Origin of the sequence: Anabaena sp. CCY 0017, assembly GCF_963920885.1 — a bacterium.
Classification (GTDB): Bacteria; Cyanobacteriota; Cyanobacteriia; order Cyanobacteriales; family Nostocaceae; genus Nodularia.
Map to the genome: position 1 here is coordinate 166,891 of NZ_CAWUDG010000004.1, position 15,338 is coordinate 182,228.

At 42.6% G+C, this 15,338-nt stretch carries 11 protein-coding genes and 1 pseudogene; 9 read left to right on the top strand and 3 right to left on the bottom strand.

The features are described 5' to 3' along the window. Positions 1–112: 112 nt before the first annotated feature. Positions 113–2,170 carry a YfbK domain-containing protein gene (locus ACM0OW_RS07120; RefSeq protein ID WP_414549331.1) on the top strand — a complete coding sequence of 686 codons (2,058 nt, stop codon included), beginning with the start codon at positions 113–115 and terminating at the stop codon, positions 2,168–2,170. 173 nt (positions 2,171–2,343) lie between these two features. Here ACM0OW_RS07120 and recN read toward each other — a convergent pair whose 3' ends face one another. Next, on the bottom strand, positions 2,344–4,071 hold the full coding sequence (gene recN / locus ACM0OW_RS07125) for a DNA repair protein RecN (protein WP_414549485.1): 1,728 nt from the start codon (positions 4,069–4,071) through the stop codon (positions 2,344–2,346). Positions 4,072–4,442: 371 nt separating this feature from the next. On the opposite strand from recN, the gene ACM0OW_RS07130 reads away from it, so the two are divergent. Then, positions 4,443–6,404, top strand: coding sequence for an ABC1 kinase family protein (locus ACM0OW_RS07130; RefSeq protein ID WP_414549332.1), 1,962 nt, complete (start codon positions 4,443–4,445; stop codon positions 6,402–6,404). A 738-nt stretch (positions 6,405–7,142) separates the two neighbouring features. Further along, positions 7,143–7,772 (top strand): hypothetical protein, encoded by a 630-nt coding sequence (locus ACM0OW_RS07135; protein ID WP_414549333.1) that lies wholly within the window; start codon positions 7,143–7,145, stop codon positions 7,770–7,772. Positions 7,773–7,965: 193 nt separating this feature from the next. On the opposite strand, the gene ACM0OW_RS07140 is transcribed toward ACM0OW_RS07135, so the two are convergent. Next, on the bottom strand, positions 7,966–8,226 hold the full coding sequence (locus ACM0OW_RS07140; RefSeq protein WP_414549334.1) for a hypothetical protein: 261 nt from the start codon (positions 8,224–8,226) through the stop codon (positions 7,966–7,968). Positions 8,227–8,321: 95 nt separating this feature from the next. Continuing rightward, positions 8,322–9,008 carry an iron-sulfur cluster biosynthesis transcriptional regulator SufR gene (sufR, locus tag ACM0OW_RS07145; protein WP_414549335.1) on the bottom strand — a complete coding sequence of 229 codons (687 nt, stop codon included), beginning with the start codon at positions 9,006–9,008 and terminating at the stop codon, positions 8,322–8,324. A 269-nt stretch (positions 9,009–9,277) separates the two neighbouring features. On the opposite strand from sufR, the gene sufB reads away from it, so the two are divergent. From sufB to ACM0OW_RS07175, 6 genes and pseudogenes are all read left to right on the top strand, one after another. After that, positions 9,278–10,717: a Fe-S cluster assembly protein SufB gene (sufB, locus tag ACM0OW_RS07150; RefSeq protein ID WP_414549336.1), complete on the top strand. Its 1,440-nt coding sequence runs from the start codon at positions 9,278–9,280 to the stop codon at positions 10,715–10,717. A gap of 96 nt (positions 10,718–10,813) precedes the next feature. Beyond that, positions 10,814–11,596, top strand: coding sequence for a Fe-S cluster assembly ATPase SufC (gene sufC, locus ACM0OW_RS07155; RefSeq protein WP_414549337.1), 783 nt, complete (start codon positions 10,814–10,816; stop codon positions 11,594–11,596). Then, the gene (sufD, locus tag ACM0OW_RS07160; RefSeq protein ID WP_414549338.1) at positions 11,596–12,966 is read left to right on the top strand and encodes a Fe-S cluster assembly protein SufD; all 1,371 of its coding nucleotides are present in this window, start codon (positions 11,596–11,598) and stop codon (positions 12,964–12,966) included. Before sufC ends, sufD begins: the two co-directional genes overlap by 1 nt. Before the next feature lie 27 nt (positions 12,967–12,993). Further along, complete coding sequence (locus ACM0OW_RS07165; protein WP_414549339.1) at positions 12,994–14,256, top strand: SufS family cysteine desulfurase; 1,263 nt, start codon at positions 12,994–12,996, stop codon at positions 14,254–14,256. A gap of 122 nt (positions 14,257–14,378) precedes the next feature. Continuing rightward, positions 14,379–14,753: pseudogene (locus tag ACM0OW_RS07170) on the top strand (deaminase); the annotation flags it as partial. Then, the gene (locus tag ACM0OW_RS07175) at positions 14,753–15,301 is read left to right on the top strand and encodes a hypothetical protein (protein WP_414549340.1); all 549 of its coding nucleotides are present in this window, start codon (positions 14,753–14,755) and stop codon (positions 15,299–15,301) included. The pseudogene ACM0OW_RS07170 and the gene ACM0OW_RS07175, both read left to right, overlap by 1 nt. The last annotated feature ends 37 nt before the right edge of the window (positions 15,302–15,338 follow it).

Here is a 15,338-nt window from a genome sequence, read left to right on the forward strand (position 1 = left end):
GCGACAGTTACCAAAACGGTAACAGTGAGGAAATATCAGGCTAGACAGGACTATTCTAGGTATGTGCAACAGGGCAAACATCACCAAATAATTTGAGTGTGAGGATTTAGCAATGTCTTACCCGATTCCGTCCAAAATGTGGCAGCGAGTGAGTATTTTAACGCTATTATTGTTAATACCATCAGTAGGAATTGCCGTTTTACATCAGTCTGGGACAATTGCGATTCCAGCTAATCAAACTACTCCAGTAAACTCCATTCTACCCAATCACCCGGACTACCAAGCTCTCCAGGTATTAGTAAAAAATTATAGTTGTGTCGTCTCTGTCCAAAACTTTGGTACTTCTCCTATAACCAGGACAGAATTTGCGAGAGTCTTGAATACTTGTATCGAGCGAATCAATGTGCAAATAGCAACCGACTCTACAACAGTTGCTCAAACAGACCTCCAAACCCTGCAACGCTTACAGAAAAAATTTGCTCCAGAGTTAGTCACCCTAAGCAATTCCATCGATGAATTAGCAGTTCGTCGTAACATTACTCCCACTCAAACTACCAGAGAACTCAATCAAGCTGAGTCTACCTCAAATCCTCGACCCGCCTCTGCAAAGATAGTTCCACCTTCTAGTATGCCGTCGGTATCTGTCCAAGATCAAGGCTTTGTCAGTCCTAGTAGCCTTCCACTCCCAGCTAGTAGGAGTATTCAGGGAATGGTCGCCCCTGAATCTCAAACAGGTGGTACATTCAACACAGAGAATTACAACCGGATTGACGATAATCCCTTTCATCGCGTTAGTAATGAGCCTCTTTCTACCTTTTCTATCGATGTAGATACAGCATCCTACAGTAATATGCGACGGTTTATTACTCAAGGGCAATTACCACCCAAAGATGCTGTGCGAATAGAGGAAATGATTAACTATTTTACTTATAATTATCCTCAACCCAGAGGCGATCGCCCTTTTTCTGTCAATACTGAAGTTACTGCTGCTCCCTGGAATCCTCAACACAAACTGGTACAGGTGGGTTTGCAAGGTAAACGTTTAAAGAGTGAAACTTTACCACCCAGCAATCTAGTATTTCTGATTGATGTTTCTGGTTCTATGAATCAACCAAATAAATTACCCTTGGTACAACAGTCCCTAAAATTGCTGATGAATGAACTACGTCCTCAAGACCGGGTAAGTTTGGTAGTTTATTCAGGAAATGCGGGGTTAGTATTACCTGCTACCTCTGGGAGTGAGAAAGCAGAAATTTTGGCGGCCATTGACCGCTTAGAGGCGGGAGGTTCTACGGCTGGTGGTGAGGGGATTGAATTGGCTTATAACATCGCTAAACAAAGCTTCCTCAAGTCTGGGAATAATAGAGTAATTTTAGCTACCGATGGAGATTTTAATGTCGGGGTTTCTAGTGATGCTGAATTGACCCGATTAATTGAACAGAAACGAGATCAGGGAATTTTTCTCACGGTTCTGGGATTTGGGACTGGTAACTATAAAGATGGCAAAATGGAGCAGCTAGCTAATAAGGGTAACGGTAATTACGCCTATATTGATACTTTATTGGAAGCTAAAAAAGTCTTAGTTAATGATATTAGGGGAACTCTGTTTACTATTGCCAAGGATGTGAAAATTCAGGTTGAGTTTAATCCCGCTAAAGTCCAAGCATACCGCTTAATTGGCTACGAAAACCGCCTGTTGCAAAACCAGGATTTCAATGATGATCAAAAAGATGCAGGGGAAATTGGGGCTGGTCATTCTGTGACAGCATTGTATGAGGTGATTCCCACGGGTACGAAGAGTGATGTAAAACTCCCGGAGGTAGACCCGTTGCGGTATCAGCGTTCTGGTGTGACTACTTCATCTGAAAATGAGATGATGTTGGTAAAACTCCGCTATAAGTTACCCCAGGACAGCACCAGTCAACTGATTACCCAAACTATCTCAGATAGTGATTTCAAAGCTGACCGAATAGCTTCCACAAATTTGAGATTTGCGGCTGCGGTGGCGACTTTTGGAATGGTACTGCGTGATTCTGAATATAAGGGAAATGCGGATTTGGATTTGGTGATGAATTTGGCTACTCAAGCTAGGGGAGAAGATGAAGAAGGCTATCGGGGTGAGTTTCTGCGTTTGGTGCAGCAATCTAGGGGTTTGATGACTAGAAATTGAACGGAACCCCACCCCCAGCCCCTCCCCGCAAGCGAGGAGGGGAGAAAAAGCATAGCAGACGTTAGTCCTCATACACCGAAATTTAGGATGGTGCGTTGCTCTACGCGACAACTGAACCCACGGAACCTCACCCCCAGCCCCTCTCCGCAAGCGAGGAGAGGGGGGAGTTGGAGCTAATTTATTTCTTGGCGACGATGGTGAGCAGCTTGTAATAATAAAGACTCAGCAAAAGCGATCGCATCCGTGGCAGATTTACCCCCAGCTAACTGCGCTAGTTCTTCTCGGCGGTTGCTGAGATTTTCTAAATTCGTGACTCTAACTACAGTCCTCTGCTCAGTATTACTACTTTGAGTGATTGTTTGTTTATCTACACGGAAATGTCGATCAGCCATCGCTGCAATTAAAGGCTGATGGGTAACACATAATACTTGGTTATTTTGACTCAGCTGATGCAATTTTTCGGCGATCGCCTGCGCTACTCTCCCAGAAACTCCCACATCAATTTCATCAAATACCATTGTCTCGGCGGCATCTACTTGACAAAAACACGCTTTTAGTGCTAATAAAAATCGACTCATTTCACCACCAGAGGCGATCGCAATTAACGGTTGCAGTGGTTCCCCAGGGTTAGGGCTAAACATAAAGGTAATTTTGTCTGCACCTGCGGCGGTGGGAGAAATAGCAGCTATCTCCACTTGAAACTTCACCTTTTCCATCGCTAAAGGCTTGAGTTCACACAGCAATTGAGATTCTAAATGTGCTGCGGTGTGACGACGCAATTTAGTTAACTTGGCACAAGCTTGGGTCAGCTGGACAAAACAGGCTTTTTCCTGCTGTTCTAGACTTTCAATCGAGTGTTCGCTATCATTGAGTTCTGCTAATTCCCCTTGGATGCTTTGGTAATATGCGATCGCTTCTGTCAGAGTCGGTCCATACTTACGACAAATTTGTTTTAATTCTTGAATCCGTTCTTCTACTTCTTGCAATCGTTGGGGATCAGCTTCTAAACTACTTCCATAGGCATTAATTTGTCTTCCCACCTCAATCATGACAGTTTGAGCATCCCTAACCAAATCTAACAAAGGTTGCAGTTGGAAATCATACTCTACCATGTCAGTTAATGTGGCTTCGCTGTCCCCCAATAAATCTGCGGCGGCTGGGGTTTCATTGTCATTTTGATACAAGGACTGATATACCTTGTAACTCATCTGTTGCAGTTCCACTACATGATTGAGGCGTTCCCGTTCTTGCACCAATTGATCCCATTCCTGGGGATCTTGGAGGTTAGCAGTTCCCAATTCCTGGATTTGATAGGTCAGGAGGTCTAGTTGCTGTAGACGTTCCCGTTCTGATGTCCGACGTTTTTCTAATATTTGATGGGCTTTTTGGTAAGCACTAAAGGCTGTGGCGATGATTTGACGCTGTTGTAGCAGCGAGTCACCACCATACACATCTAACCATTCTCGGACTTGGGCAGATTGTCCCACCTGTACAGTTTGACCTTGGGCGGTAATTTCCACCAGGCGATCGCGCAAACCTCCCATAATTTGCCGATTTACCAACACCCCATTCACCCGTGAACGACTGCGAATATTACTGGTAGTTGCGGTAATTTCTCGGCTAACTATGACACAGTTATCTTCAATTAAATCTATTTCTTGTTCAATCAACCAAGCCGTTAAAGCCGGATTAGATGTAAAAGTAGCTTCTACCGTTGAGCGATTCGTCCCCGTGCGAATGACTCGACTAGAGACTTTACCGCCCAAAGCCGCATCAATAGCATCTAAGATAATCGATTTTCCTGCACCAGTTTCACCTGTTAATACATTCAGTCCAGCGCCAAATTCCAGTTCTAGTTGGTCAATCAGGGCAAAATTTTGGATTCGTAGGCAAAGCAACATCAAGCCAAATTCTCCTTTGTTCCTTCCTGAATATTGATTGCTAAGTTTGTCAGAGAATTTGGAGTCAGCAGTTTTTCAGGCGATGTCTTGACTCAGCCCTTTGCACTTAGCACTTAGAAAACTAGAAATATCTATTATTATTGAACTAACACGCCCATTTTTAAGTGTAGCAAAACTCTTGATTGCTTTTACAGTAATTGTCATGAATTGGGTACACCATCAATCAAAAAGTTGAATTTTTTCCTTTTGAGGGATGCTTGTTTGTAAACTTATTGTTACAATACTTTACATAGTTGATCTGATCAGTGGCTGACTTCACGATTGTCAAGACACTTCCCCCGACTTCCTGAAAACCCGAGGACGAACCACAAGTGACTGAAGTATTAACAAAAAATGGCCAATCAACCTTGGTTGTTCGTTCACCAAAACGCATAAACCAAAATCTAGAGACTGATGCCATACTTTACGATCCCCAAGAGATAGGAGAATATTATCGCCACCGCCCCCTGAAAGTTTTACAACGGATTTTTGCCGTGTTGGGGCCGACTATTTCCTTGGTTTTTGGGTTGTGGTGGGACAGCCGCCGGGGAATAGCCGTGAAAAAAGATCAGCGTCGAGCCGTGCAGTTGCGAGAATTACTCACCAAACTGGGGCCTGCTTATATTAAAATTGGACAGGCTTTATCCACTAGACCGGATTTAGTCCCCCCTGCGTATCTAGAAGAATTAACCCGGTTACAAGACCAATTACCGCCGTTTGCTAACGAAATTGCTTACCAATTTATTGAAGAAGAATTAGGCGCACCACCCCCAGAGATTTACGCCGAACTCTCGCTTCAGCCCATTGCAGCTGCTTCTTTGGGGCAAGTTTATAAGGGTAAACTCAAAACGGGTGAAGAAGTCGCCATTAAAGTTCAACGTCCTGATTTAAGAGAAAGAATTGCCATTGACTTGTTTATTTTGCGCCAATTGGCTGCTTGGGTAAAAAACAGAGTTAAACGAATCCGCAGTGACTTGGTTGGTATCCTCGATGAATTAGGCGATCGCATCTTTGAAGAGATGGATTATATTCATGAAGGAGAAAATGCCGAACGCTTCTTTGAGTTATATGGTCATATAGAAGATATTTACGTACCGAAAATTTATTGGGAATACACCAATCGTCGCGTGTTGACGATGGAGTGGATAACCGGCACAAAATTAACCCAAACAGCCGAGATTAACGCCCAAGGTATAGATGCTCGTTATTTGATTGAAGTGGGTGTCCAATGCTCACTGCGCCAGCTCCTAGAACACGGATTTTTCCATGCTGACCCCCATCCTGGAAATTTGTTAGCCACACCAGAGGGTAAACTGGCTTATCTCGACTTTGGGATGATGAGTGAGGTACAGCCGCCCCAAAGATATGGTTTAATTGAAGCGATCGTTCACGTAGTTAACCGTGACTTTGAAGGTTTAGCCAACGACTACGTAAAGTTAGATTTTTTATCCCCAGAAACAGACCTAACCCCGATTATTCCCGCATTTGCGAGAGTGTTTGCGGATGCTCAAGGAGCCAGTGTTGCTGACTTAAACATCAAAAGCATCACTGATGAACTCTCAGCTTTAATGTATGAGTATCCCTTCCGCGTCCCTCCGTACTACGCGTTAATTATTCGCTCCCTGGTAACTTTGGAAGGTATTGCGATATATATCGACCCGGAATTCAAAGTTCTCAGCGAAGCTTATCCTTATGTTGCGAAACGCCTGTTAACCGACCAAGCACCGCAATTAAGAACATCGCTGCAAAATTTGCTGTTTAAGGATAAAAAATTCCGTTGGAATCGGTTAGAAAACTTGTTACGTAATGCGAAGAAAAATCAGGATTACGACTTCAATCTAGTTTTAGACCAGGGAGTAGAATTTCTCTCTTCAGAACGTGGTGCATTTATTCGTGACAGGCTGGTAGATGAATTTGTGAATGGACTCAATGCTGTAGGCAAAAATGTTCTGCATAACTTCACTTATGTGCTACGAGAACGAGTAGGTTTGACAGCAGTTAACGAAACCCCAGGGGCGACAGTTGAACAACAACAAACCTTAGAGCATATTAAAAATATTTTAAATATTCTCCGAGAAACTCGTGGTTTTGACCCACTACAACTAGCGCCCCAACTGGCTCAATTGTTAGTAAATCCAGGTGTCCAGCGTTTAGGTCAACAAATTACCAATCGCCTCACCCAAAAAGCCTTAGCCCGGTTAATTCGGGAGTTATTAGCGGCGGAAGAAGTCAATAACAATCAAGGTCGGGCGTTAGAGAAACCAGCCAGAGCATCTTTACCAGCAAGAGTGTAGGATTAGCAAGATAAATTAAAACCTTGTAGGGGCGGGTTTACCAATATCCTCATTAATGGTGAATGATATTAGTAAACCCGCCCCTAATTTTTATATTTACCGAATTATACTCAGCACCTTGCTATAAATTTTGATGTTTATAACTCAATACAGTTCAGTTAAGACTAAAAGTCAACGTCTACGTAGGTTGGGTTGAGGAACGAAACCCAACATTTGCATGACTTTGTTGGGTTTCACTTTGTTATACCCAACCTACAATTTTCTTAACTGAACCGTATTGGTTTATAACTTATTAAGGATTAATATAGCAGTCCTAAATCATGTCTGAACCTCTTGACTTCTTCACTTGGCGACCTTCTCCCAAGGGGAGACGCTACGCGTTAAGCGTTCGCGTTAGCGTGCCGGAGGCTCTAGCTATGCCGAAGGCTTTAGGCAACTTGGCGGTATGCGCTTCGCGCACGCTACGCGAACGATAAATTCATAAATCAAATAGGATGGCTATATATATGCAAATCATCAAGCAATCCAAAATTTAGCACTAAAAAAATAGACATAAAGAATCAATAAATTTTATGAAGTAATTTTAGTTATTCCTGCTGAAGATAGAGTGATTAACTCCTTCTATTGATAGATATTAAAAATCATATCTGGCAATTTAATTTTAAGCATAAGCATGAATCATCAAATGAATATAACTGCGAAAAAACTTTGCTGATAAAGCAATGGAGAAAATAAACTATGTCATACGTAAATCGCGTAGGCGATGATGTTATTAATGAACCCGCAGCAGCAGGTAGAGTAGCTGAATATCATGATCGGGTGCGCTGGGGTCCAATAATTGCTGGCGTATTGGTGGCCTTAGCAACTCAATTAATCTTGAGTTCCTTGTTTGGCGCTATCGGAGCAGGTACAATTGCCGGCTCAGGAGCGCCCAGAACCATAACACCTGATGTTGCTGCTAATGTGGGTATTTGGTCAACTATTGCTTTGTTAATTTCCCTATTCATTGGTGGTTGGGTGACAGCTCGTACTTGTGGGCCAATGAACCGGAATACAGCCCTACTCAATGGCGCAATTCTCTGGGCTACTACTATCGCCTTGAGTTCTTGGCTATTGGCCAGTGGAGTCTGGGGTACTTTTGGTATTGTGGCTCCCAATGTTGCATTAGCTGTACCTCCCCAGGCTGTTCAACCAGGCGTTCCCGTACCGCCAACTACTGTCACTGCTGAACAAGCCCGTCAAATAGCTGCGGCTACTTCCAGAGCTTTGTGGTGGTTTGTATTGGGTTCTTTGCTGAGTTTAGCTGCGGCTCTCATGGGTGCTGTTGTGGGCGCGCGCAGTCCTAGAGGTAACAATTATCGGGCTTAGGAAAGTGCTGAGTGTGGGGAAAGTGCTGAGTGCTGTTAGCGGTAGCGGGGCGTTTAGCCCGTGCTGAGTGCTGAGTGAAGAAAGTTTTGAGTGAAGAAAGTTTTGAGTAAGTTTGTTTCCCCCTGCACCCTGCTCCCCTGCACCCTGCCCCCCTGCCTCTTCTCCCCTGCTCCCTGCCTCTTTCCAGTCTCTTTTACCATTTTAAATAAGAAGCTTCTATTCCTTGCTCTCGTTTAATTTTCGCATCCTTTTCAAACCAACTAATTAGTTGCTGTGTGGTTAAATCTTCCATAGCCACACCATATTCTTGGGCGATATGCTTTAAAAGTTTGAGGGATGAAATCGTTAATCTGGTTAAAAATTTTTCTGAAGAAGACAGCAACGCTGCATCTACTTTTCCTGATTCTTCTAAGGAGAGGAATTGGGTTGTTGGTTGCTGTGGTGGTATATCCATATATTTAGTTTTTACACCTATTTAAATGTTGATTCATGGACAATCAATAATTATTGATTAGTAAAAAGCCTTACCACTCAAATATTAGCCATGATTTAAACTGAATGTGATTGTGTTGGTCGAGCTTGTACCAAATAGCCGCAACGATGTTCACCATCGATAATCCAATGGGTACGTTCTACGTGACAATCTGGTAGTACGGCTGCAAACATTTCTAATTCATGACCGCAGATGCTAGGGAACGACTCAGCGACATTGGAAATGGCACAGTTATGTTCCATGAAGATAAAGCTATCTTCTTGTGAGGATTCCACTGAGTGATATTCTGCCATAAATCCTTCAGTTTTTCTCAGAGTCACTAAATTAGCTACACGCTCTTCTAGTGATCCGTTACCGACGCGATCGCGGTATTCTTGAGCTTTACGCTCCCACTGTTTTTGTAAAATCGAGGTTACTTGGTCACGGCCTACGGTTTGGGCTAAAGTGTCCAACAGTGAAACAGCAAATTCACCGTAGCGATCGCTTTGATAATCATTTAAACTCCGTTGCAGGCGATCGCGTCCTCGGCGGCTTAACTTATAGATATGCTGTGGCCGTCCCATACCTATTTGTGCAGATGAATACAAAACTAGGTCTTCTGTCTCCAAATCTTTCAAATGACGACGAATTGCTTGCTTGCTGACATCTAAAACTTCGGCTAACTCAAAAGCAGTTGCTTGTGAGCGCTTAAGCAGATATTCCAGAATATCTTGCTTGGTTGAGGTCTGGTGAGTAGTCTCCATTTTGCTCTACAAGACGCTGCATGAACGTCCCCAAATATTTTTTTTAGAAAATTTGACTTTAACAACATTCTTGTTGTTAATTTAGCGTAAAATGAAAATAAATTAAACAACCTACAAGTTGTTTTACTCCCAAAGTCCTATTTTAACAGCCGTGTTACCACTCGGAAACACGAGAAGGGAAAAGGCTAAACAGCCCGTCTCCCATCCTTAAAGAGATTTTCGTAAAGAAATTCCACGCTTACAGTTCTGAACACAAGAGATTAATACCGATGAGTGTCACTGCCAAAACCTTAGTCAACCAACCCTACAAGTACGGCTTTATTACAGATATTGAAGCTGACACTATCCCACGTGGACTAAATGAGGACGTTGTTCGCTTGATCTCCGCCAAGAAGAACGAGCCACAGTTCATGTTAGATTTTCGCCTCAAATGTTATCGCCAGTGGCTAAAAATGACGGAACCAACTTGGCCGAGTGTCAAGTATCCAGCTATTGACTATCAGAATATTATCTACTATTCCGCGCCCAAAAAGAAGAAAGCCAAGCTCAACAGCTTAGATGAGGTAGATCCTACCCTGCTGGAAACCTTTGAAAAATTGGGTATTTCTCTCTCTGAACAGAAGCGTCTGGCAAATGTGGCTGTCGATGCAATTTTTGATAGCGTTTCTGTTGCTACCACATTCAAGGACAAACTCGCTGAAGATGGAGTTATCTTTTGCTCAATTTCGGAAGCTTTACAAGAACATCCCGAACTTGTGCGGAAGTATCTGGGTAGCGTCGTTCCGCCAGCCGACAATTATTTTGCCGCTTTAAATGGTGCTGTATTCAGTGATGGTTCTTTTGTCTATATTCCTAAAGGCGTAAAATGCCCAATGGAACTTTCTACATATTTCCGCATCAACTCCGGTGATACAGGACAGTTTGAACGGACTTTGATTGTGGCTGAAGAAGGTAGCTATGTTTCCTACCTAGAAGGTTGTACTGCGCCGATGTATGACACCAATCAATTACACGCAGCTGTGGTGGAACTTGTCGCCCTGGATAATGCGGAAATTAAATACTCCACTGTGCAGAACTGGTACGCCGGTGATGAAAAGGGTAAAGGTGGAATTTATAATTTCGTCACCAAGCGCGGTTTGTGTCAGGGTGTCAATTCTAAGATTTCCTGGACTCAAGTAGAAACAGGTTCGGCGATTACTTGGAAGTATCCTAGCTGTGTGTTAGTGGGTGATAATTCTGTGGGTGAATTTTACTCGGTGGCGCTGACTAATAATATGCAGCAAGCTGATACGGGGACGAAGATGATTCACGTGGGTAAAAATACTCGCAGTACGATTATTTCTAAGGGTATATCGGCGGGTAATTCTAGTAATAGTTATCGCGGTTTGGTGAAGGTGAATCCTACGGCTAAGGGTGCGAGAAATTATTCTCAATGTGACTCGATGCTGATTGGCGATAATGCCCATGCTAATACTTTTCCTTATATCCAGGTGCAGAATAATTCTGGGAAGGTGGAGCATGAGGCTTCTACTTCTAAGATTGGTGAGGACCAATTGTTTTATTTTGCTCAACGGGGTATTTCGCCGGAGGACGCTATTTCGATGATGATTAGCGGTTTCTGTAAGGATGTTTTTAATCAGCTACCTATGGAGTTTGCTGTGGAGGCTGACAAGCTTTTGAGTATGAAGTTGGAAGGTAGTGTTGGGTAGTTTTGGATTTGGATTAACGTTCGCGGAGCGTGCGCGCAGCGCATACCGCCAAGCCGCCAAGGACGCAGAGTAAGAGAAGATAAGAGAAGAGAAAAGATGATTATTGAAAATAGCGAAGTTGTGCTGTCTGTTAAGGATTTGACGGCTAGTGTTGATGGGACTCCGATTTTGAAGGGTTTGAATCTTGAGGTTCGCTCTGGGGAAGTTCATGCAATTATGGGACCGAATGGTTCTGGTAAGAGTACTTTTTCTAAGGTTTTGGCTGGACACCCTGCTTATGAGGTGACTGGTGGTGAGGTGATTTTTGAAGGTAAGAATTTACTGGAAATGGAACCGGAGGAACGAGCTAGATTAGGTGTGTTTTTGGCGTTCCAATATCCCTTGGAAATTCCAGGTGTGAGTAATTTGGATTTTTTACGGGTGGCTTATAATTCTCGGCGGAAGGCTCAGGGTTTGGAGGAGTTGGACGCTTTCGATTTTGATGATTTGATTGAGGAAAAGTTGGAAGTTGTCAAAATGAATCCTTCTTTCCTCAACCGCAGTCTGAATGAAGGTTTTTCTGGTGGTGAGAAGAAGCGAAATGAAATTCTGCAAATGGCTCTGCTGGAACCAAAGTTGGGTATTCTGGATGAGACTGATTCGGGTTTGGATATTGATGCTCTGAGAATTGTGGCTGATGGTGTGAATCAATTGGCTAACCCAGAAAATGCCACGATTATGATTACTCACTATCAACGTTTACTTAATTATATTGTGCCTGATTTTGTCCATGTGATGGCAAATGGCAAAATTCTCATGAGTGGTGGTAAGGATTTGGCGCTGGAATTGGAAGAGCGCGGTTATGACTGGGTTCTGGAAGGTGCTGAGGTGGGTGTGTAATGACTATTCAAGTTTCTCCTAGTCCGGTTCCTAACTCGAATGCTGTGAGTTTGACTTCTACTCTGTTGGATAAAGATAGTTATCTGACTGGGTTGTTAGATGAAGTAACCGCAGCAAGCGCCGCAGAGTTTTTGCAGGAATTACGCCAAGGTGCTGCTAATTGGGTGCGTCATTCCAGTATCCCCACTACCCGCGAGGAAGAATGGCGGTTTACTGATTTGTCAGCACTGCGTCAAGTGCAGTTTCATGTAGAAACACAATTAAAATCAGTTGATATTTCGGCTTTAACTTTACCAGAGGCTGTTAATAGTCGTTTGGTTTTTGTTAATGGTGTTTATGCGCCGGATTTATCCGCAGTTGCAGATTTACCTTCTGGGGTTGTTGTTGGTAATTTGGCGGGTTTTTCCAAGTCTCAGCAGGAGGTTGTTAAACAGTATTTAGCACAAGCTGAGGGTTCACAGGAAGTTTTTACTGCTCTCAATACTGCTGGTATCTCTGATGCGGCGGTTGTTTGGGTGGCTAAGAATGTGATTGTGGAAACGCCGATTCATCTGTTATTTATTGCGGTTGCTGGTGAACAAGCGATGGTTTCTCAGCCTCGTTGTTTGGTGGTGGCGGAAACTGGTGCTAGTGTGACTGTGGTGGAAGATTTTATTAACCGCACAGGCGCAGAGAATGAGGGGGTTTACCTCACTAATGCGGTTACGGAAGTTTGGCTGGGTGAAAATGCTCAGGTGAGTCATACTAGAATTGAGCGCGAAGGTGCAGAGGCTTTTCATGTGGGGAAGACTGCTGTTACTCAAGCTCGTGATAGCCGATATACTTGTCATGCTTTGAGCTTTGGTGGTAAGTTATCGCGCCACAACTTGGAAATTTTGCAAACTGGTGAACAAACCGAAACGACTCTCAACGGTTTGACGATGATTTCTGATAGACAGGTGGGTGATACTCACAGTGCGATCGCACTTAATCATCCCCATAGTACCAGTACACAGTTACATAAGTGCATTGTAGGCGATCGCGCTCATGCAGTGTTCAATGGCAAGGTGTTTGTACCGAAAGCCGCACAGTTAACAAATGCCGGTCAATTAAATCGCAATTTATTGTTATCATCAAAGGCTAGAGTTGATACTAAGCCCCAGTTGGAAATTACCGCCGACAACGTGAAATGCGCTCATGGTGCTACCGTTAGTCAATTGGAAGATGATGAAATTTTTTATCTCCAAAGCCGGGGAATTAACGAAGATGATGCGCGTAAGTTGTTAATTAATGCCTTTGCTGCGGAAATTATCAACCAAATCCCAGTCAAATCTCTGCAAGCAGTCCTATTAAACACAGTCAATAGTCTCAAGTCTTTGACTAATGACTAATGACAAATAACTAATGACTAATTACCAATGACTTTCACCCCTACCAAAACCCTAGCTAATAAAGTTCGCGCTGATTTCCCGATATTGCATCAGGAAGTTAACGGGAAACCTTTGGTTTATCTGGATAATGCAGCTACTTCCCAAAAACCTTTGTTCGTGTTAAATATTCTGCGGGATTATTACGAACAATATAATGCTAATGTGCATCGTGGCGCTCATACTCTGAGTGCTAAAGCTACTGATGCTTATGAAGGTGCGCGAGATAAAGTTGCTAAATTCATTAATGCTGCTTCACGTCAAGAAATCATCTACACCCGCAACGCCAGTGAAGCCATTAATCTGGTAGCTTACAGCTGGGGGATGAACAATTTGCAAGCGGGAGACGAAATTATTATGTCGGTGATGGAACACCACAGTAATATTGTTCCCTGGCAACTTGTATCACAAAAAACGGGTGCGGTGTTAAAGTTTGTCGAATTGACACCAGAAGGTAGTTTTGATTTAGAACAGTTTAAACACCTGATTTCTGACAAAACTAAATTAGTCGCTGTGAGTCATGTTTCTAATACTTTGGGTTGTATTAATCCAGTCGCAGAAATTGCCAAAATTACTCACAAATACGGTGCGAAATTATTAGTTGATGCTTGCCAAAGTGTACCGCATATGCCTGTGGATGTGCAACAAATCGACTGTGATTGGTTGGTTGCTTCCGGTCATAAAATGTGCGCCCCCACTGGTATAGGGTTTTTGTATGGTAAATTGGAATTGTTAGAATCAATGCCACCATTTTTTGGTGGTGGTGAGATGATTGCAGATGTGTATTTAGATCATTCTACCTACGCCGAATTACCCCATAAATTTGAAGCTGGTACTCCAGCAATTGCGGAGGCGATCGCATTAGGAGCGGCGGTAGATTATCTTAGTAACATTGGGATGGATAAAATCCACGCCTACGAAGCCGAACTCACAGCGTATTTGTTCCAACAATTAGCGCAAATACCCCAAATCACAATTTACGGCCCCAAACCTAACGCGAAAGGGGAAGGAAGGGCTGCATTAGCTGCATTTACAGCCGCAGATGTCCATCCTAACGACTTATCGACATTATTAGACCAAGAAGGCGTAGCGATTCGTTCTGGACACCACTGCACTCAACCATTACACCGTCACTTAGGTTTACCGGGAACCGCACGGGTAAGTTTATCTTTCTATAACACCCGCGAAGAAATTGATATTTTCATCAAAGCGCTGAAGGAAACTCTGGACTTTTTTGCTGGTTTTCTTGCTTAAATAAGAGGTGGGTAATTCCCACCTTTTTAATGTTTCACGCCAAGTCCCATACTGCAAAACAGAGCGCAAATTTAATTTAAAGGCAAAGAACAACGGACAGTTTTTTTGATGAACTAAGTGAATATAGGCAGAAACTTGGTTTACCTCCTGCTGGTAGTGAGACAGATAAATCAACAATTGCTAAACTAGAAATAGATGGTCAAAAGTTTTTTGGCATTAATTCTGGTAGTAATCCTTATCCTCGCCAAATAACTTTTAAAGTCAACCCCATAACTAGAACTCATGCAGAAGCTGATGTTTTTCAACAAGCCAAAGATGCAGATGTTACAGCTATAAAAGCCCGTTTAGTTGTAGATAGAGACCTTTGTGACGCTTGTGGTTTAAGAGGGGGTGTAAATTCTATGGCTTGGCAGTTAGGTATAGAAGAATTAGAAATTATTAGTCCCAGTGGCAGTAAAATAATTAAAGTTACACCCCCAAGGAAAAGGAAGCAATAATGTTTGTATCAAACTTATCTGTAGAAAAATGGGTTGGTAATAAAAATGAAGGTTATTTAATTGAAAATCCCAGCTTCAGTCAAGTTGAAGAAGCTATTGGTGAATTAGATGGTAAGACCAAAACATTAGTCACATTGGGTGATGATGAAGCTTATATGAGTATTGGGGGTGGTAATTCGGGAAAATATGTTGTTACTGCAACTTTAGATAATGAGAGTTTTTATACTCTTTTACATCAGCCCAAATACGATATCAAGACTTCTATATCTTCTAAAAATCAAATCACTGTACTTCATTTCTATAATGAATTAAAAAAACAAAGAGATAATCTAGACACTCATAACGATAAAGTCATTTTTATTTCACCTAAATTCTCAAAATCTAACGATACAGAAGAATTAGTAGTTGGAGGTCAAGCAGGCAATTATCCTGTAAAAATGTGTGTTGATTTACTCGAATGTTTACTAGCTGCAATCACATTTGCTGAGTCAGGTCAACTTGAACCTTCATTGACTTGGAAAGAGGATGAATCTTTAGTTATGGTGTAATATCAAGTCCGATTGTCATGGAATAAATATTGTATGT